This is a genomic window from Fusobacterium mortiferum ATCC 9817 (assembly GCF_000158195.2).
GTDB lineage: Bacteria > Fusobacteriota > Fusobacteriia > Fusobacteriales > Fusobacteriaceae > Fusobacterium_A > Fusobacterium_A mortiferum.
Window position 1 is genome coordinate 705,847 of record NZ_GL987988.1, and the last position, 19,278, is coordinate 725,124.

Here is a 19,278-nt window from a genome sequence, read left to right on the forward strand (position 1 = left end):
TTTACAAGAATTTAAATTTATGAGCGCTACCGCACAGAGGGCATTGATAAACAATGAAAGCTTTATCAATTGAACAAGCAAGAAATTTTTGAATAGTCTCTTCAATGTAAAGAAAATGATTATAGTAAAAATATTTTTTGACATGAGTTAAAAGATTTGATATATTAATATTGGAGAATATGTGTTTTAAAAGCATGTATATCTCCTTTTGTATATTTTGTTTGGTGACTATATTATACAAAAAAAGAGAGCTGAGTAAAGCATTTTTTTAATGCTACTCAGTTTTTTTATTATATAATAAAAAACTGTATATTAAGTTTAAAAAATGATATAATATAAATGAAGAGTAAAATTATTGTAATATTTTTAAAAATACTAACAAAAAAGGAGAAAGTATAAAAATGGAGCAAGAATTTGAAACATATAAATTAAAAGTAAATAGACTTTTTGAACAACCTAGATTTATAATCCTATCTCAAGAAAAAGACATGGATGAAAGAAAAAAAACAGAGATGACATTAAACATAATAAAAGCTGTTGTAGTAAGATTTATAAAAACAATATTAATAAAAAATAAAAATATAATCTTATGCACTTCTAATGATGAGATAACAAACTATGTAAAAATAGGATTATTGAGATATTTAGCATTAGAAGATAAAGCTAACAGAGAGCTTATAGAAAAAAATATAGAGGGATTAAAAGAGATTTTAAAAGAAGTCAATAGATATAATACATATGAAGAAGCTATGTAAAAATAGAGGTGAAATATGAAAATATTACAAGGTTTAAAAATTTTAGATTTTACAACTCTTTTACCTGGACCGTATGCTACACTTATGCTAGGAGATATGGGAGCAGAGATTATAAAGATTAGTTCTCCAGATAAGCCAGATATAGTGGCTGACTATCCTCCATACACAGAGGATGAAAATTTATCAGCTAATCAAGCTTGGTTAGGTAGAACTAAAAAAAATCTATTTCTAAATTTAAAAACTCAAGAAGGAGTAGATATAGTAAAAAAATTAGTAAAAGAGTATGATATTGTAATAGAACAATTTAGACCAGGGGTAATGAAAAAATTAGGACTTGGGTATGAAGAGTTAAAAGAGATAAATCCTAGATTAATCTACTGTTCTCTCACTGGTTATGGACAAACTGGAGCTATGAAAGATAGAGCAGGGCATGATATTAACTATCTAGCAAGAAGTGGGAATATGAGTTATTCAGGAAGAAAGGGAATAGGACCTGTATTGACTAATATGCAGATAGCAGATATAGGAGTAGGTTCTTTACATTCTGTAATAGGGATTCTTTCAGCTGTATATCATAGAACACTTACAGGAGAGGGACAATATATAGATATATCTATGTTTGATGGACTTTTACCATTTCATGCTATGGAAGGAGCAGCTTTTTTATTAGATGGAATAGAACCTGTTAGAGAGGAAACTAGATTAAATGGTGGAAGTGCCTATGATTTTTATGAAACAAAAGATGGTAGATATATAAGTGTAGGTTCATTAGAGCCAAAGTTTTGGAGTGGATTTTGTGATGCAATAGGAGCACCACATCTAATTGAAAATGGTGTTATGCCAGAAAATATTTCTAAATTAAAAAGAGAGATAAGAGAGATTTTTCTTACTAAAGACTTGAGAGAGTGGATAGAGATATTTAAGAATAAAGATGTCTGTGTAGAGCCAGTACAAAATTTAAAAGAAGTACTATTAGAAGATGAGCATGTAAAAGATAGAGAGCTGGTAGTAGAAGTTCCTGTAATGAATAGTGAGAAAAAAATAAAACAGATAGCTACTCCTATAAAATTTTCAAAAACTCCAATAGAGTATAGTGATAGTGGTTATCCACTTGGGTATCACACAGATAAAATATTAGAAAAATTAGGATATTCTAAAGAAGATATAAAAAAATTAAAAGAGAAAAATGTAATATAGGAAAAATTATAAGGTGGAAATTAAATGTATTTTATAGAAACAATATTAATAGGTATAAGTTTAGCAATGGATGCCTTTGCTATATGTCTTTGTCAAGGATTGACGACTAAAGAAAATAAAGAGATTTTAGCACTGAAATTAGGAATAACATTTGGAGCTTTTCAGGCTATAATGCCATGGTTAGGGTATAGTGTAGGGAATATTTTTAGTAGTAAGGTTTCAACTTATGGAAATATTTTAGCTTTTATTATCCTACTTTTAATAGGTATAAATATGATAAAAGAAGGAAAAGAAGAGGAGAAATGTGAAGTTTTAATAGGGTTAAAGGCTCTATTAGGATTAGGAATAGCTACAAGTATAGATGCTTTAGCAGTAGGACTTTCTTTTGCTATGAATGGACAAGAAAAAATATATTTATCAGTTGGAATAATAGGAATAGTAACATTTATCATTTCAGTGATAGGAACAAATTTAGGAAGCAAGGTAGGAGAGTTATTAGGGAGCAAGGCTCACTATTTTGGTGGAATCGTTTTAATATTAATTGGAGTAAAATCGTTAATAGGATAAAATGAAAAGAGGAGAAAATTTTTAATGAATTTTCTCCTCTTATTATTATTAAATTATTTTATTGATAAAATTAAAGTTGAACATATTTACTCTTAGCATAATAAGTTTCATCATTTCCATTGATATATAGAACAGTTCCACCTTTTATATAATCAATAACCTCTTTAGATATCTCTTCTGGGATAGCAGGACAACCTAAACTTCTACCTAAAAACCCATATTTATCCATAAACTCCTTTGTAGCATAGTCAGCTCCATGTACTACAATATTTCTATCCATAGCATTAGAATTTATACCAGGCTCAAGCCCTAATAACCTTAGAGAGTAACCATTACTTCCCTCATATGTATTTTTAGTAAGATAAAATCCAAGTGAGCTTTGATAAGAGTTAGGATTATTTGAAAATTTTACAGCTGTACCAAGTCCACTGTTTTTCCCATGAGTTACATATGTAGAAAAATCAACTTTCTTATTTTCTAAATCTATTACAAAAAATCTTTCTTCATTAGAAGGTTTAGAAAAATCTATTATTGTAATATAACCAGCTTTTTTATCTTCAATTCTATTATAACCTTGAATAGCTTTTAAAAATGTAGAGTATTCTAACTTATTCTCTATACCTAAATCTTTGTAAATTGTTTTTATATTCTCTTCACAACTTAAATCAGCACCAAATAATAAACTTCCACACAATACAAGTCCAGTAACTATTTTTTTCAACATTTTATTTTATCACTTCCTCATAAAAATAGATGTTTGCTATTAAAATTATAGTGATTTTTAGGCAAAAAGTCAATAAAAATACAAGTTAACATATATTTTTCAAAAATATATGATATAATTAAAATACCATATAATTAGGGGGACAGCATTATGTATTTAAAAGAATTAAAAATAAAAAACTGGCAATGTGTGGAAAATACTGAGGTAAAATTTGAAAATTTGATGCTTTTTATAGGACAGAGCAACAGTGGAAAATCAAGTATAATGTCAGCTATTATGTTCTTTTTAGGATATAGAAATTTTAGAGTTAGAGATTTAAGAAATGGAGCAACATTTTTATCTTTAGAAGGACGTTTTTATAATTATTTTAATAAAACTTTTAAACTAAATTCCATAGATATATCAAATAAAAATATATGGTTAAAGGTAGAAAAATCACTTGATGAAGAGATAAGATATTTTGTTTTATACAATAATATTTGGACAAAAATTACCAAGGAAGAGTATTGTTATATTGCAGAGTCAGTACCTATTTTATTTATTCCATCTTTTTCTGAAAAGGAGCAGACAGAGTTTTTTATATACTCCCTTCTAAAAATCTTGGAGAGTAAAAAGGTAAATCAACCAGAAGCACTAAATAGAATAATAGATACTTTTAATGAATTACAAAGTGAATATACAAGTAGAGGTCTATATAGAAACCTTATTTTTGAGATATTTTGTTCTTTAGCTCAATATTCTAAGAAAAATGAACATTCTATTTTAGAAAATACTCTTATTCTTTTTGAGGAACCAGAGTTATATTTACACCCTCAAAAGCAAAAGGAACTATTCTCAAATATATGTATTCTTACAAAATTAGGAAACCAGATATATGTATCTACTCATTCTAATAATTTTATAAATCTTCATATGTATAAATCTATATGTATAGTGAGAAAAGAGGAGAAGATAGGAACTAAGGCATTTCAATTTAAAGGATATCTATTTTCAGGAGATGAAATAAAAAATTTCAATATGAACTATTGGATAAATCCAGATAGAAGTGAAATTTTCTTTGCTAAGAAAGTGATATTAGTTGAGGGACAGACAGATAAAATAGTACTTGGATATCTTTCGAAGAGATTGGGAATATATAAATATGATTATTCTATATTAGAGTGTGGTAGTAAGAGTCTTATTCCTCAGTTTATAAAGTTACTAAATGTATTTAAAATTCCATATGTAGCTGTGTACGATAGAGATAACCATCTTTGGAGAACACCAGAAGAGATAGAAAATTCTAATCAGAAAAATAAGATAATACAAAATAGTGTAAAAAAAGATATAGGAAATTGGCTAGAGTTTGAAAACGATATAGAAGAGGAGATTTATGAGGAGAATAGAGAGAGAAAAAATTATAAAAATAAACCTTTCTATGCACTAAAAACAGTAACTAATTCAGAATATATTATACCTAAAAAACTTGAGAAAAAAGTTAGATTTATATTTAAATAAGTATTGAAGAGGATAATAAAATTTAAGAATAACGAAGATTGAGAAGAATAAATAGAGCAAGTCAGCGAAAGCAAACGCTAAAAAACACAACTGTTTGAACGAAGTGAGTTTTGTGTTTTTAGTGAGCTAAGCTATACTTGCTCTTTATTCTTTGAACGAAAGTTATTCTTAAATTATTTTTGATTAGATTAATTTTTATTATACTCTATTAATTTAGAAGCTTTTTATTATATCTTCATTTAATTCCTCTATTACAGCTTTTGCAAGCTCAATAGCAGATATTAAATCATCAATTGAAGCATAAGAGTAATGAGTGTGGATATATCTAGTTGGGATACCTAGTACAAGTACAGGGATACCAGTTTCTGAAATATGGTATTTTCCACCATTTGTAGAACCTTTCTCTCTAGCTATTACTTGATATTTTATTCCTCTTTTCTTAGCAATTTCTTTAGCAAATCTTAGAACTCTAGGATTAGAAATCATAGCTCCATCTACCACTCTAAGTTGCACTCCTTTTCTTAGAGCTCCGTGAGCAGATGTTCCATCTTTGAAGCTATCATCAGCAGGAGAACCTTCAAATACTATTGCAAAATCTGGTTTTACTTTATAAGCAGCTACTTGAGCTCCTCTTAGCCCTACCTCTTCTTGAGAAGCAAAAGCTCCAACTACATTTACATTACAGTTTTTATCTTTTAAAGATGAAAGAACTTCAATAGAAGCTACACAACCAAGTCTATTGTCAAAAGCTTTAGCTCTCATTACTCCAATTTTTTCATCATAAGTAAACTTTACATCTGGAACAATAGGATTTCCTACTTCAATTCCATATAGTTCAGTAGTTTCTTCATAACTACTAGTACCTAAGTCTATTGTTAATTCTGACATCTTAGGAAGTCTACTTTTTTCCTCATCAGTCATAAAATGAGGTGGCTTAGAAGTAACAGTTCCTAAATATTTCTCTCCCTTTTCATTTTTAACTATGACACTACTAGCAGGTACATTTCCTACATACCAACCTCCTAGTGGAAGAAAACTGATAGAACCATTTTTATTGATATTTTCTACTATAAATCCTACTTCATCAGTATGGCAATCTAAAGCTACAGTTGGTTTTTTACTATCTCTCTCTTTAAGTCCAGCAAATAGGTTATTTATTGAATCCCTCTCTAAACTTAAAAAATCTAAATGAGATTTAATCTTTTCTATTACCTCATCTTCATATCCTGGTGCTCCAAAGGTATTAGTTAATTCTTCGGATAATTTAATAAGTCTTTCTTTCATCTTTGCCCTCCATTATTATTTATCAGATACTTTAAATTTTAATTCATTGAAACGAATATACGATGTTGGTTTCATTCCTTCTACATTTTTAGTAGAAGCTACAGTATTGTTAGTATAATACATAGGAATAACAGGTACATCAGTGTAGATTATATCTGCTACCTCTTTATATAACTCTTTTCTCTTTTCAACATCTATCTCTCTTTTTGCTTCATCTAAAACTTTATCCATTTGAGGATTGATATATTGAGAACGGTTTCCAGCAGAACCTAATTGTGAACTATGGAAGTTAGGATAATATCCATAATCTCCATCATAAGTAGATGGTCCCCATCCTAAGCTAAACATATCTAAATCTCCTCTTCCAGTAGCTGTTAAAAATGCTCCCCACTCTAGAGATTCTACCGTTACATCAAGTCCAATCTCTTTAAGTTGAGCTTGGATTATTTCAGACATTTGCATTCTTATAGGACTGTTACTTACTCCAATAGTTAATTTAGAACCAGTAAGTCCTTTCTCTTCTATTATTTTTTTAGCTTCTTCAGGATTATACTCCAAAGTTTTAGCTTCTGGAGTGTATCCAAAAACTCCTGGTGCTATGAAGCTATTAGCTTTTTGAACAGAACCTAATAATAATATACTATCTATGATAGCATCTCTATCTATTCCCATAGCAATTGCTCTTCTTACATCTTTATCTTTTAAGATACCCTTATCAGTATTTAATCCTACATAGTTTACACTTATTCCACTTTGCTCCATATATACTAACTCTGGATTATCCATAACAAGTCTTCTAGATTCAGCATTTAAGTCTGCTGTCATATCTATCTCTCCTGTTTCTAATCCTATTACACTACTATTTTCCTCTGGAATAGCTCTAATAACAACATATTTAATACTTGGCTTCTCTCCAAAATAGTTGTCATTAGCTTCAAGAGTTATTCTATCTCCAACTTTCCAATCTTTATATTTATATGGTCCTGTTCCTACAGGATTATGGAATCCCTCTTCCCCTTTCTCTTCAAAATATTTTTTACTTATAATTGAAGCAGTCTTATGGCTAAGGTGTGCAAGCAGTGGAGCGAAAGGCTCACTAGTATGTATTTTTACAGTATTATCATCTACTACTTCAATATTATCTATTAAAGAGTAAAGATGAGCTACTTTAGGTAGTGTTTTAGCTCTTTCCAATGTAAATTTTACATCTTCAGCACTGAATTTATTTCCATTGTGGAAAGTTATTCCTTCATTAAGATGGAATAAAATTGTATTATCATCTAGTTGTTCCCAACTTTTTGCAAGACCTGGAACAATCTTTCCTGTCATCTCATCTATCTCAACTAATCTATCATAGATTACAGTGATAACTCTTTGTGAATATTGCTCAGTTGTATCTTGAGGATCTAATGTTTTACCTTCAGATATTTGAGAAAATACAAGAGTATCCTTTGTAGCATTTGCTGTATTTTCTTTATTTTCTCCACAGGCAGCAAGTAATCCTAGCATCATAAAAGAGAATAGTAATTTTTTTCTTATTTTCATGTAATCCCTCCCAGTTTATTTTTTAAATATGTAACTATAATATCATATTTTTAATATAATGTATAGTTGTTTTTAAATTATATAAAAATGAAAATAAATTTCAAAAATAAAAAAATAAGAGATTTTAAATTAATTAAAGAAAATCTTAGTAAGATATTTTTTTAAATCTTCTCTAAGTTTATCCAATTCCTTTTGATAATTTTCATTAGAAAGTTTAGGATATCTATCATTTACAAATCTACCTAGATTTTTCATACCCCACCAATTAGCTAAGTCATCATCAAAAACTTTGTAAGCTTTCATATAATTATCCCATTTTTCATCTTCTATACCTATTCCATCTCCGATAAAACCTCTTCCTCCACCAAGGTATCCACAGTTCATTATAGTAAATATTCCTTTTCCATTTAAAATTCCACGAGGTCCATTAGGGGTATCTATATAAGCAAATTTTTTTCCAAAAACTCTTTCCTGATATCCTTTTACTATAGAGGTAGCACTATCATGCCAGTTAGGATAAGCAAATATAATATAATCAGCTTTTGTAATAAAGTTTTGTTCAATGATTACATCTTCAGGAGTAGCTCCTATCCCATCTTTTTGAGAATAAAACTCATCAGGGTGTAAAACAGGGTTAAAATTTATTTTATATAAATCTCTAATCTCTACCTCTATACCATTTTCTTCCAAATATTTCATAGAGGTATATACCATATCAAAAAGTAGAGAATTATCTCTATTATCTCCTACTATAAAGAGAGCTTTTTTCTTATTAGAATTTGTAAATCCATGAGGAATATATTTTGAAACATAAGAAGCTGGAACTACTGAAGCAGATGTTATTCCATCTAATTTTTCTCTCTCTTTTTCTGAAAGAGTAGAACTATAATTATTAGAATTGATTATTTTAATTTCTACTTTCTCATCTCTATTTATATAGTTATAGAGTCCAATTACTCCTAAACCTAAAAATCCCATCAAAATTAAACTTTTTAGCTGACTATTCATATTTTCACTTCCTTAAGTATTAGATCTCAATTGTTTTCTTTTTTCTTTCCAACTTGGCATATATTTTTCTACAAAATCCCAAAATTCCTTTTGATGATGTGGATATGGAATATGAGCTAATTCATGAAGAATAACATAATCGATTATATCCTTTGACTTTTTATAGAGTTGATGATTAAAGGTTATACTTCTAGAGAGAGTGTTACAAGAACCCCATCTAGTTTTCATATCCCTAAATTTTATCATTTTAGGAGAATAGCCTATACTTTCTCCTATCTCCATAGTTCTATTGATAACATAGGGATAAAAGTTGTCATATATCCATTGATTGATTAATTTTTTTCTCTTTTCAAAGCTATTGTCTTTAAGGTAGATTATAAAGTTATTATCTTTAATCTCACACCTTTCTTGAAGAGATATTTCTAACTTGATAATATATGGAAATCCCAAATAATAGAATTTACCTCCTTCTTCAAACTTAGTTTCTAACTTTTTCCTCTCTTCTACTAGAGCTATTTTTTCTCTTATCCATTTTTCTTTTTCTTTTAAGAGAGATTCTATATATGAGTTTGGAACTCTTATTGGAGCAGATACAAGAACTTCCCCGTCACTATTTATTCTAATTGTAATATTTTTCATTTTTTTTCTAGTTATTTTTATCTTCATAGTTTTTATTATATCATATTTTTTAGCTAAATAAAGATAAAAGAGAACTCTAACCATAAAAAATATATTGTTTTTTTTTGTATTATCTCTTATAATATTATGTGAATAAGTAGGATTTATTAGGAGGTAAGAATGTTACAAAAACATAAAAGAAACTTCTCAATAATAGCACATATAGACCATGGAAAATCTACAATAGCAGATAGATTATTAGAGTATACTGGTGCTGTTTCTAAAAGAGAGATGAAAGAGCAACTTCTTGATTCAATGGATTTGGAAAGAGAGAAGGGAATAACTATAAAAGCTCAAGCTGTAACTTTATATTATAAGGCAAAAGATGGAATAGAGTATGAATTAAACTTAATTGATACTCCAGGACACGTAGACTTTATCTATGAGGTATCAAGATCATTATCAGCTTGTGAGGGAGCTTTACTGGTAGTAGATGCTGCTCAAGGAGTAGAGGCTCAAACTTTAGCTAACGTATATTTAGCAATAGAGAACAATCTTGAGATAGTACCTGTAATCAATAAAATAGATTTACCAGCAGCTGACCCAGAAAAAGTAAAAATTGAGATAGAGGATGTAATAGGATTACCAGCTGATGATGCTGTAATGTGTTCAGGTAAGACAGGAATAGGTATTGAAGATTTATTAGAAGCAATAGTAAAAAGAATACCAGCTCCAAATTATGAAGAGGATGCTCCTTTAAAAGCTTTAATATTCGACTCTAAATTTGATGATTATAGAGGTGTAATCACATATGTAAAAGTTTTAGATGGAAGTATTAAAAAGGGAGATAAAATTAGAATCTGGTCAACAGAGAAAGATTTTGATGTTTTAGAGGTTGGAGTATTCTCTCCTACTATGAGACCTCAAGATGAGCTTTCTTCTGGTTCAGTTGGATATATAATAACAGGAGTTAAAACAATACATGATACAAGAGTAGGAGATACTATTACTCATACAAATAATCCTTGTATATTCCCATTAGAGGGATTTAAACCAGCTCAATCAATGGTATTTGCTGGAGTATATCCACTATTTACAGATGACTATGAAGATTTAAGAGAGGCATTAGAAAAATTACAATTAAATGATGCTTCATTAACCTTTGTACCAGAGACATCAATAGCTCTAGGATTTGGATTTAGATGTGGATTCTTAGGATTACTACATATGGAGATTATAGTTGAAAGACTTAGAAGAGAGTACAATATAGACTTGATTTCTACTACACCATCAGTTGAGTATAGAGTAAATATGGATAAGGGAGAGGTACTTGTAATAGATAATCCTTGTGAATTCCCAGATGGTGGAAGAGGAAGATTATCAGTAGAGGAACCATTTATAAGAGGTAAGGTAATAGTTCCTAAGGACTATGTAGGAAATGTAATGGAGCTTTGCCAAGAGAAGAGAGGAATATTTATAGGTATGGACTTTATTGATGAAAATAGATCAATGCTTACTTATGAATTACCACTTGCAGAGATAGTAATAGATTTCTATGATAAATTAAAATCAAGAACTAAAGGATATGCTTCATTTGAATATGAATTAGTAGGATATAAGGAATCAGATTTAGTTAAGGTAGATATACTTGTATCTGGAAAACCTGTGGATGCTTTCTCATTTATAGCTCATAAAGATGGAGCTTACAGTAGAGGAAGAGCTATCTGTGAAAAGTTAAAAGAGGTTATCCCAAGACAACAATTTGAAATACCTATACAAGCAGCACTAGGAGCAAAGGTTATAGCAAGAGAGACTATCAAGGCATATAGAAAGAACGTTATAGCAAAATGTTATGGTGGAGATATCACAAGAAAGAAAAAACTTCTTGAAAAACAAAAAGAGGGTAAAAAGAGAATGAAGAGCATAGGAAATGTTGAGATCCCTCAAGAAGCTTTCGTATCAGTATTAAAATTAAATGATTAATCTTAGGGAGAAATTAAAATGAAAAAAATATTGGTGATTAGATACAAAAAAAGTGTAGGGGATACAATAATAGGAACTACTCTTTGTGAAAGTATAAAGAAAAAATATCCAGATGCTAGAGTTGATTATTTGGTATATGAAAATTTAAAAGAGATATTCTACAATCATAGAGCTATAGACAATGTTTTAACACTAGATAGAAAAGCTGGATTAAAAGGTTGGTTTAAAACTTTAGGTGAGATAAGAAGAAATAAGTATGATGTGATAATTGATTGTAGAACAATAGTTATCACAGCTTTACTCTCTTTTTTCTCTGGAGCAAAGCTTAGAATAGGAAAGTATCATAAGTATAGATTTTTCTTCTATCATCACGCTATAAAAGGGTTTACAGAGAAGATGAATCAGATGAAAAAATATCATCAACTTCTAAAACCATTAGGGATAGAAGAGGTAAGTACAGAGTATGCTATCTGTCTAAAAGATGAAGAAAAGAATGAGTGGAAAAAAATAATGGAAGCAGAGGGAATAGATATGTCTAAGCTTATCATTCCTATGGCTGTAAATGCTAGACAAAGCAATAAAAAATATCCAGAGGAGTATATGTTACAAATAACAAAAACTCTTATAGATAAATATGATGCTCAAATTATACTATTCTACTCTCCATCAGAAGAAGCTTATGCTAAAGAGTTTTATAACAAGTTAGATTGTAATAAAAATATATTTATCAATCTAAAGACTAAAAATGTAAGAGAGTTAGCTTGTATATTTAGTAATTGTGATCTATTTGTAGGAAATGAGGGTGGAACAAGACACGTAGCTGAGGCAGTAGGACTTGCTAACCTATGTATAGTAGCCCCTCAAACTTGCAAAGAGGAATGGATAAGCAATGAAAATGATAGAAACCAATGTATCACAGTAAAAGATGTAAATGGTAGTGATTATGAGGATATCAAACCAGAGTATGTTCTTGAAAGAGCAGATAAGCAATTAAAATTATTTAATTTCTTCAATAAAAAAGTAAAATAATTATTTAGATAGAAAATTAAAAGAGGAGTAAAGCTTATAAGTTAAGCTTTCTCCTCTTTTTATATTATAAAGTTATATTTTTATTATAGTGGACTTTTCCTGTTTGATCTTTTATAGTAAGAGTGATTTTTTCTCCTTTTTTAACTCCACTAAGATTAATACTAGTAGTTATATTACTATTTCCAGTTCTTGCTGATATTCCTAGTCTTCCTTCTGATTTTATATTTTTTCCATTGATAACATAATCAAATTTTAAAGAGGTATTTCCTTTGGAATAACTATTAGCTGAGATAGTTAGTATCTCATTTTCAAATTGAGTAGAGATATTTTTTATTCCACCATCTATAGTAGAATTTTCTCCTACACCATAAACAGAAATCATAATAGCAGTAATCATCTGTACTTCACTAGAAATATTTTCACTTACTTCTTCACTTCTTTTTATCTCTGCAGGTATTTCTGTGAAAGTTATATAACTTTTATACTCTCCATCTTTTAAATTTTTATCTGGAATAACTCTAAATCTTACAATCTGTTTTCCTGCTGGTTTTACAGATACAACTTTAGGGAAAACTTTTATATTAGAGTTTAAGTTATAATTTTCTCCAAATTTTTTATCACTTTCTGGAGCTATTCCAACTCTTAAAGGAGAGTCAGTGTTATTAACAATATACATCTCTTGTGTACTACTCTTTGATAAATCTACTTCAAATTTTGTAGGATAAATAGTAAAATTGAGAGCAAAAGAAAGTGTTCCTATAATGATAAATAAGCATAGTATTATAATTTTTTTCATATAAATTCCTCCTAATCATATTGAACTTTTACTGTAAATTTTCCTTTATATTTTCCAGGAATTACATTTCCAGCATCAAGTGTTCCACTAACATTAAAATTTACTTCCCCATTTTGTGGAATAATGATAGAATTGCTTTTAAGTCTAGTATTATTATAAAAAATATCAGCATAGTAATAAAGAGATTTAGATAAATCTCCAAAATCTACCTCTCCATTTGGAGCTAAAATAACTAGTACAGCTTCTTTTGTAGCATCCCACTCTCTATCTGAACTTGTAAAAGAAACAGTGATATTTGCACCCTCAGTTCCTCTTATATTTATTGTACCTTCTGTTTGTGGAGTATTTCTGTTACTATTTTTAGCTACTACTCCAAAGTTTACAGGAGTAGTTTCTATCTCTAATGGACCTAAAACTTCAGCATATACTTCCACATCAGCACTAGCGTCGCCTAAAGCAAAGGATAGAGTAGTTAGTAAAAATAAAAAAGTAGCTACAATTTTTTTCATATAAATTCCTCCTTTATATTTCATCTAGAATATCATCATATTTTTTATATTCTAATTCATCTGTAAATTTTTTAAAACCATCTAAAATTTTATCCCCATAATTTTTATATTCTTCATTTTCACCTACCTCTATTCCATCTAAAAATTTTAGTTTTTGTAGTATCTCTCCTCCTTTTCCATATATAATACTTTCACCATCTCTTTTTCCATCTTTGTAATTGATAATAGTTTTTAACTCTCCACTACTATAATAAAATTTCCACTCTCCCTCTCTTTTATTTAGAATATAGTATCCCTCAACTGTTTTTACACCTTGAGTAGTAAAGAGTAACAAGTTTCCATCTAATTTACCATAATTAAAATTAGCGACAGTTGATATATTACCATTTGTATAATAAGTAGTAAATTCTTTATTGAGTAATCCCATATCAAAATTCATTTCCATCTTAGGTGTTCCTTTATTATTAAAAACATTTATAGATCCTTGGAGTTCTCCCTCTTTAAATCTATCTATTTCAAAAATGTTTCCATTGGGATAAAAATATTTCCATTCTCCAATAGGTCTATCATATTGATATTTAAGTATAGCTTTTAAATTTCCCTGAAAAGATTTTATTATCCATTCTCCATTTTTTAATCCATTACTAAATCTTCCTTCACAAATAAATTTTTCATTATCTATTATAATTTCGCCTTTATAATATCCCTCTCTAACTCCTTCTAGATACTCTTCTTCAATATTATTTCCAATGAATTTACCAGAGAATGGAAGAGATTCATTTTTAAAATAGGCTATATTATCTATTAGTTTTTTATTTTTTATATCTTCAATTCTCACTTTAGCAAAAATAAAAGTAGAAAATATTAAAAAAATTGTAATTATATATCTTTTCAATTTTTTTCCTCCTTTTCCCCTTTTATCATTTCAGTATCTAAACCATCAAAATACTCTCCATCATCACTATTTTTGATTTCAATATCAATACTCTTAGTGGAAAAATCTACATTTTCATAGCCTAAATAATTAAATTTAATAGTATATTTACCTGGAAGAATATCTTCAAAGAAATACATACCATCAAATTCAGGTTCTGTTTCAGTAATAACTTCTCCATCTTGTTCTAATAAAATAGTAATCAATGATAAGTTTTGTACAAATTGCTTTTCAGTAAAATCTTTAGTTAGAACAATATTACCAGCTAAAAATGAGATTGCTTGTACAGGTATATCTAATTTTAATGATGATGAGTCCCTAACTTTTATTTTAATCTTTCCATCACTATTTTTGTAACCAGGATCAACACTTTTTCTATTTAAACTAATAGTTACAATTTTATTACTAGCTATTCCATCAGCTATATAATTTCCATTTTTATCTGTGATAAATCCCTTGTTATCTACTAAAACTTCAGCATTAGTTAGAGGAATATCTTCTGAATCAAATTGATGATTTCCATTTTTATCAAGATATACTTTTCCATATATCCAAGAATTACTTACAGAAGTTGTATTATCTATTTTTGCAAATGGAGCTTGAAGATTGATTAGTTTACTTGTTTCTATACTATTAGTAGTAGTTCTCTTGCCGTTTTCAGAAATATTAGTACTAGAAGAAACTTCTAAATGTACATAATTATCCCAATTTATAGTAAATACTATTCCATACCTAAATTTTTCACTGATATTAGAGTATCTAGTAAATATTCCAAAATCAAGATAAATTTTATCTTTTATAATTTCAATATCTCTTTTATTTAATCTTAGGTTGTAGTTTTGAGTATATTTTTCTTCTGCTCTCTCTTTTCCAATCTCTCCATCTAATATAACTGAAAAAATTCCAGAATAGCTTACACTTGGATAAAAAACATTATAGTCATATCCTCTATATAAATCTTTTTCCATTTTTAGTGAAAATGAAATAGGAGAGAAAAGAGATGTATACCAAGCTAGATATATATTGTCACTTTTATACTCTTCATTCTCTTCAAAAAAACTTTTACTGTTTATTCCAATTTCAAGAGAGTTTTTATTAAATGTTTTTCCTAATGTTATAGAGCTATATTCTTTAAGGTTACTTTCTTCATATATATATTTTGAATATTTTTCTTTAAGGTACCTTAAAGTATAAGTTTTTAATTTTTGTTCAACTATAAAATTATAACTATTCTCTTTTTCATTTGTTTCATAATAATTTTTATAAGTAACAAGCGTTGGATAACTTTTATGCCCTGTATTAAAAAGAATATCATTTTGTAAAAGTTGATATTTTCTATTTTCAAAAGAGAGAAGTTCCATAGCACCAAGTCCTAATGTTAAATTATCAGTTATTCCATAATAAAAGTGAGAAACTCCTTGATTTTTTCCATCATTAGAGTTTTTTCCAAGTTGTAAGTTGACTCTACCTTTTCCTTTTTGAAGAATATCCATATCACTTAAAGAAAAAACTTTTTTATCTTCAACTCTTCCATCATTATAATATATTTTTAAAGTATAATCAGAGTTTAGAATACCGTCAACTATTCTAAATTCAAAATTTTTAGACTTAGGGTAGAGATAATCAATAAGAGAAAAATCTCTATATAATTCTATTATCTGAGCATTTTCAGCCTCACCCTTTATAATAGTAATTCCACCATCTCTTGTCATATATGTATCTTCATCTCTTATACTAACTCCAAGTACATCAGATCCTAAATTTATAAAATGTGGAGTTATCATAGAAAAACTTCCAATAACTAAATCATTCCCTTTCCAAAAGTCATTATAAGTAAGATTTCCATATTCAATCTTATTTTCTGGATAAAATTCTCCATTTAAATATAGGCTACCATATAAAAATTGAGTTCCATACTCATAATCTAAATTATAAGTACTCTTTTTTAAATTATATTTACTCCAATTGACTTTTAAAAATCCAGGAGAGATAAGTTGAGATTTCATCTCCATATCTATTTTATTATCTTGATGATTTTCTTCATCTAGCCTTAATCTATCTATCTTACTTTTTTCTCTCTGTTCATAAGGAAGAGGAAAGTTAGCTACTAAGGTAAGAGAAAGTAGTGAGAAATCAAAAGATATACTTTTAAAATTTAATTTTTCTTGAATAGAGGATATATTAGCATAAATACTATTATCCATAACAAAGGCTTCATTACTATCAAATTTTACATCAATAGTTTTATTATCTAAATTTCCATAAACTTTCATATTTTTTAAATCTATCTCTAAAGAATAGATTTCTAGAAAATACAATAGTGAATTTAATCCAACATAAACTTGATTATTTTCTATATCATATTTAACCATAAAAAAGCTATCTTTTAATTCTCCACATTTAATCTGAATAAAAGAATCTTCAAAATCATTATAATTTTCTATTGGGTAGGTAATTTGAGTAAGCAACAGTAGAAATAAAATAATTTTTTTAATCAAGATACTCCACCTTTACAGTAAAAAATCCACGATAAACTCCTCTACTAGTTTTTTTAGTTTGAGTTTCACCATCTATGAGGATATCTTTAGTGATAACTCTTCCATCATTTCCTACCCTATATGTATTTTTACTATTAGAAGACAATCTTCTAATTAATTCTTGACTATTATTATCTCTAAATCTTATATTAACAGTAAGAGTATCATTATTAGAATTTTTTATAGTTGTACTACTTGGAATATAAATATTTATACTTTTATTCTCTTCTCCCTCAATACTTAGATTAGCAGGTTCACCAGATTCTTTAGTAGAGAGTTTTTCTCCAGCTACTCCTTTTCCCAAGTTCATATTATTTAAAACTTTAATTTTTAAACTATGAATAGGTTTTAACTCTTTAGTATCTAAGTTTAAATAAACTGGATTGATACTAGAATTTATATACCCTATTTTTATATTTTCTTTTTCTCTACTTTGATTTAACCAATTAAAAACGAATTCTCCCTCTACCAAAATTTTAATCTCTTGCAATCCTTCGCCATTAGTAGTGTTTTTAAAATAGATCTTATTTCCTACTTTTGTTCCAGATATATTTGTTATCTTAAGTTCAGCTAAATTTATAAATGAATTATTACTATTAGTTTCTAATTGAAAAAAATCTTGAATATTACCATTTTCTTTGATTATACTTACTTCACTAGAAAATTTTAACCTACTAGTTGTTCCTATAACTAAATTATCATTTGAATATACTTTAGAAATCTCAGCAATATAATTTTTTCCAAAGGAAAAATAAGAGAAGATGAAAAAAATAATGAAAACTAATATTTTTTTCAAGCTATTACCTCCTTACTCTTCAAGAGCTCTATTGATTAAGATATATAATGAATGGTGTTCTAAAGGAATATATGGTAATTTTTTAGAAATTTCGTTTACTCCTTCAATAAAGATTTTCTCTCTCTTTTCTAAATTCTCTTCCTTTTCAAACCTATTTTCAAAGTAATTTATCTCTTTATAGAGATTATCATCATAAATATCATAAAGAATAACCTTTCCTAAAGATATTCTTGGATATTTTTTATTGAAAACTAAATGTTGAAGAGCTATATCAAAATTTTTGGATTTTATTTTATAATAGTAAGCATCTACTTGATAAGGAAGAATTTTTACTATAATTTCATATTTTTTTAATCTATTCTTTATATTCTCAGCTAGTTTTCTATCTTCTTCAGTATTTAATATCATAAGTTCAACAATTTTTTCTTTATCATTTAAAGTATTTAATTCTTTATTTATATTAAAATTTTTAACTTTATCAATATCTTCTAAATTTTTATCATAAATTTCTGGGGGTAAAAGAGATTCTTCTGTATTTAAAATATTATTTAGAATTTTTTTAAATTTTAAATCTCTATTTTTATTAAATACTAAGGCAGTAGTTACTATATTTTCACTTTTTTTAATATCAATATTTTTTTCATCAATAATTTTTAAATTTTTACCATTTTTAATATCAAAATTAGTAATATCATAAATTACATCAGAGTTATTATTAAAAAGAGAGAGTAATCTATCTTGAATTGAAAAAATTCTATCAATAATAATTTTTTTATATGGAAATTCTATATTTGAAAGAGTAACACTATCTTTTTGTAAAGCTTCAACTTGATATAAACCTGTGCCAATAATTTTACCTGCTTTTTCTTTTATAATAGAACTCATAGTGTGCGAAAGAGTTTCAAATATATATTTGTCTTCTTGACTAAATTTGATAATAAACTCTCTATTATTAATAATTTCTATTTCTTCTATATTTTTATAAAACTCCTTTAAAGCTCCTTGAGTTTTTACTCTCAGTAAAGAATTTTTTACATCTTCTGATGTAAGAGAAGTTCCATCTTGAAATTTTATTCCATCTTTAAGTTTAATATATAACAGCTTTTTTGTTATATAATAATACTCTTGAGCTAACTTAGGAGTGATTTTACCATCAATATCTATTTCAAAAAGAGTATCATAGATAAATCTAAAAGCTCTTTTAGAGTAAATATCTGTTAATTTGATTGGGTCAAGAGTAGTAACCCTTAATTCTTGTGAGATTCTTATCTTATTTTTTTCTTCTTTTTTTTCAAAAATATAATCTTCTAACTCTGCAAAAGAGAGTTGACTAAATAATAATATAAAAATAAAAAATAATCTTTTCATATTTCACCACACTTTCATATAAGAAAAAAGCAATTATAAATTTAGAAAATACTCTAACTTATAATTGCAAAATAAACACTTCTAAATAAAGAATCTTTCAGTCTTTTATTATATTCTTTTCTATTCTAAGT

The 19,278-nt window shown here is 27.6% G+C and carries 17 protein-coding genes; 6 read left to right on the top strand and 11 right to left on the bottom strand.

Annotated elements, in window-relative coordinates; translation table 11 throughout:
• The first annotated feature begins 401 nt into the window (after positions 1–401).
• Genes FMAG_RS04360 through FMAG_RS04370 form a run of 3 tightly spaced genes read left to right on the top strand, consistent with a single transcriptional unit; the run spans position 402 to position 2,519 of the window.
• A complete protein-coding gene (locus FMAG_RS04360) occupies positions 402–755 on the top strand; it encodes a hypothetical protein (RefSeq protein ID WP_005884392.1) in 354 nt (117 codons plus the stop codon).
• Positions 756–770: 15 nt separating this feature from the next.
• On the top strand, positions 771–1,952 hold the full coding sequence (locus FMAG_RS04365) for a CaiB/BaiF CoA transferase family protein (RefSeq protein WP_005884393.1): 1,182 nt from the start codon (positions 771–773) through the stop codon (positions 1,950–1,952).
• A gap of 24 nt (positions 1,953–1,976) precedes the next feature.
• The gene (locus FMAG_RS04370; protein ID WP_005884395.1) at positions 1,977–2,519 is read left to right on the top strand and encodes a manganese efflux pump MntP; all 543 of its coding nucleotides are present in this window, start codon (positions 1,977–1,979) and stop codon (positions 2,517–2,519) included.
• A gap of 70 nt (positions 2,520–2,589) precedes the next feature.
• Here the strand turns inward: FMAG_RS04370 and FMAG_RS04375 are convergent, their stop codons facing one another.
• Positions 2,590–3,243 carry a murein L,D-transpeptidase catalytic domain family protein gene (locus FMAG_RS04375; protein WP_005884397.1) on the bottom strand — a complete coding sequence of 218 codons (654 nt, stop codon included), beginning with the start codon at positions 3,241–3,243 and terminating at the stop codon, positions 2,590–2,592.
• Between the two features lie 150 nt (positions 3,244–3,393).
• Here FMAG_RS04375 and FMAG_RS04380 point away from each other — a divergent pair, with 150 nt between their 5' ends.
• A complete protein-coding gene (locus FMAG_RS04380; RefSeq protein WP_005884399.1) occupies positions 3,394–4,740 on the top strand; it encodes an ATP-dependent nuclease in 1,347 nt (448 codons plus the stop codon).
• A gap of 213 nt (positions 4,741–4,953) precedes the next feature.
• Here FMAG_RS04380 and FMAG_RS04385 read toward each other — a convergent pair whose 3' ends face one another.
• From FMAG_RS04385 to FMAG_RS04400, 4 genes are all read right to left on the bottom strand, one after another.
• The gene (locus FMAG_RS04385; RefSeq protein ID WP_005884401.1) at positions 4,954–6,024 is read right to left on the bottom strand and encodes a M42 family metallopeptidase; all 1,071 of its coding nucleotides are present in this window, start codon (positions 6,022–6,024) and stop codon (positions 4,954–4,956) included.
• A 15-nt stretch (positions 6,025–6,039) separates the two neighbouring features.
• Positions 6,040–7,569, bottom strand: coding sequence for an ABC transporter substrate-binding protein (locus FMAG_RS04390; RefSeq protein ID WP_005884403.1), 1,530 nt, complete (start codon positions 7,567–7,569; stop codon positions 6,040–6,042).
• 129 nt (positions 7,570–7,698) lie between these two features.
• Positions 7,699–8,577 carry an NAD(P)H-dependent oxidoreductase gene (locus FMAG_RS04395; RefSeq protein WP_005884405.1) on the bottom strand — a complete coding sequence of 293 codons (879 nt, stop codon included), beginning with the start codon at positions 8,575–8,577 and terminating at the stop codon, positions 7,699–7,701.
• 12 nt (positions 8,578–8,589) lie between these two features.
• Entirely contained in the window at positions 8,590–9,216 is a 627-nt protein-coding gene (locus tag FMAG_RS04400; RefSeq protein WP_222609690.1) for a M48 family metallopeptidase, read from the bottom strand.
• Between the two features lie 159 nt (positions 9,217–9,375).
• Here FMAG_RS04400 and lepA point away from each other — a divergent pair, with 159 nt between their 5' ends.
• Both lepA and FMAG_RS04410 read left to right on the top strand, forming a co-directional pair.
• Positions 9,376–11,178: a translation elongation factor 4 gene (gene lepA / locus FMAG_RS04405; protein WP_005884409.1), complete on the top strand. Its 1,803-nt coding sequence runs from the start codon at positions 9,376–9,378 to the stop codon at positions 11,176–11,178.
• 18 nt (positions 11,179–11,196) lie between these two features.
• A complete protein-coding gene (locus FMAG_RS04410; RefSeq protein WP_005884411.1) occupies positions 11,197–12,207 on the top strand; it encodes a glycosyltransferase family 9 protein in 1,011 nt (336 codons plus the stop codon).
• A 64-nt stretch (positions 12,208–12,271) separates the two neighbouring features.
• On the opposite strand, the gene FMAG_RS04415 is transcribed toward FMAG_RS04410, so the two are convergent.
• Genes FMAG_RS04415 through FMAG_RS04440 form a run of 6 tightly spaced genes read right to left on the bottom strand, consistent with a single transcriptional unit; the run spans position 12,272 to position 19,147 of the window.
• A complete protein-coding gene (locus FMAG_RS04415) occupies positions 12,272–13,003 on the bottom strand; it encodes a fimbria/pilus periplasmic chaperone (RefSeq protein WP_005884413.1) in 732 nt (243 codons plus the stop codon).
• An 11-nt stretch (positions 13,004–13,014) separates the two neighbouring features.
• Positions 13,015–13,512 (bottom strand): hypothetical protein, encoded by a 498-nt coding sequence (locus FMAG_RS04420; RefSeq protein WP_005884415.1) that lies wholly within the window; start codon positions 13,510–13,512, stop codon positions 13,015–13,017.
• A 13-nt stretch (positions 13,513–13,525) separates the two neighbouring features.
• Positions 13,526–14,407 carry a toxin-antitoxin system YwqK family antitoxin gene (locus FMAG_RS04425; RefSeq protein ID WP_005884417.1) on the bottom strand — a complete coding sequence of 294 codons (882 nt, stop codon included), beginning with the start codon at positions 14,405–14,407 and terminating at the stop codon, positions 13,526–13,528.
• Positions 14,404–16,944, bottom strand: a complete 2,541-nt coding sequence (locus tag FMAG_RS04430; protein ID WP_005884419.1) for an MSCRAMM family protein — start codon at positions 16,942–16,944, stop codon at positions 14,404–14,406. The genes FMAG_RS04425 and FMAG_RS04430 overlap by 4 nt, the downstream gene beginning before the upstream one ends.
• Positions 16,937–17,779: a DUF4402 domain-containing protein gene (locus FMAG_RS04435; RefSeq protein ID WP_005884420.1), complete on the bottom strand. Its 843-nt coding sequence runs from the start codon at positions 17,777–17,779 to the stop codon at positions 16,937–16,939. Before FMAG_RS04435 ends, FMAG_RS04430 begins: the two co-directional genes overlap by 8 nt.
• A 12-nt stretch (positions 17,780–17,791) precedes the next feature.
• Positions 17,792–19,147 carry an ABC transporter substrate-binding protein gene (locus tag FMAG_RS04440; RefSeq protein ID WP_005884422.1) on the bottom strand — a complete coding sequence of 452 codons (1,356 nt, stop codon included), beginning with the start codon at positions 19,145–19,147 and terminating at the stop codon, positions 17,792–17,794.
• Positions 19,148–19,278: the final 131 nt, after the last annotated feature.

What these genes read in the sequence shown, in the direction of transcription:
- FMAG_RS04360 (WP_005884392.1), top strand. Translation starts at nt 402, where the DNA reads ATGGAGCAAGAATTTGAAACATATAAATTAAAAGTAAATAGACTTTTT.
- FMAG_RS04365 (WP_005884393.1), top strand. Translation starts at nt 771, where the DNA reads ATGAAAATATTACAAGGTTTAAAAATTTTAGATTTTACAACTCTTTTA.
- FMAG_RS04370 (WP_005884395.1), top strand. Translation starts at nt 1,977, where the DNA reads ATGTATTTTATAGAAACAATATTAATAGGTATAAGTTTAGCAATGGAT.
- FMAG_RS04375 (WP_005884397.1), bottom strand. Translation starts at nt 3,243, where the DNA reads ATGTTGAAAAAAATAGTTACTGGACTTGTATTGTGTGGAAGTTTATTA.
- FMAG_RS04380 (WP_005884399.1), top strand. Translation starts at nt 3,394, where the DNA reads ATGTATTTAAAAGAATTAAAAATAAAAAACTGGCAATGTGTGGAAAAT.
- FMAG_RS04385 (WP_005884401.1), bottom strand. Translation starts at nt 6,024, where the DNA reads ATGAAAGAAAGACTTATTAAATTATCCGAAGAATTAACTAATACCTTT.
- FMAG_RS04390 (WP_005884403.1), bottom strand. Translation starts at nt 7,569, where the DNA reads ATGAAAATAAGAAAAAAATTACTATTCTCTTTTATGATGCTAGGATTA.
- FMAG_RS04395 (WP_005884405.1), bottom strand. Translation starts at nt 8,577, where the DNA reads ATGAATAGTCAGCTAAAAAGTTTAATTTTGATGGGATTTTTAGGTTTA.
- FMAG_RS04400 (WP_222609690.1), bottom strand. Translation starts at nt 9,216, where the DNA reads ATGAAAAATATTACAATTAGAATAAATAGTGACGGGGAAGTTCTTGTA.
- lepA (WP_005884409.1), top strand. Translation starts at nt 9,376, where the DNA reads ATGTTACAAAAACATAAAAGAAACTTCTCAATAATAGCACATATAGAC.
- FMAG_RS04410 (WP_005884411.1), top strand. Translation starts at nt 11,197, where the DNA reads ATGAAAAAAATATTGGTGATTAGATACAAAAAAAGTGTAGGGGATACA.
- FMAG_RS04415 (WP_005884413.1), bottom strand. Translation starts at nt 13,003, where the DNA reads ATGAAAAAAATTATAATACTATGCTTATTTATCATTATAGGAACACTT.
- FMAG_RS04420 (WP_005884415.1), bottom strand. Translation starts at nt 13,512, where the DNA reads ATGAAAAAAATTGTAGCTACTTTTTTATTTTTACTAACTACTCTATCC.
- FMAG_RS04440 (WP_005884422.1), bottom strand. Translation starts at nt 19,147, where the DNA reads ATGAAAAGATTATTTTTTATTTTTATATTATTATTTAGTCAACTCTCT.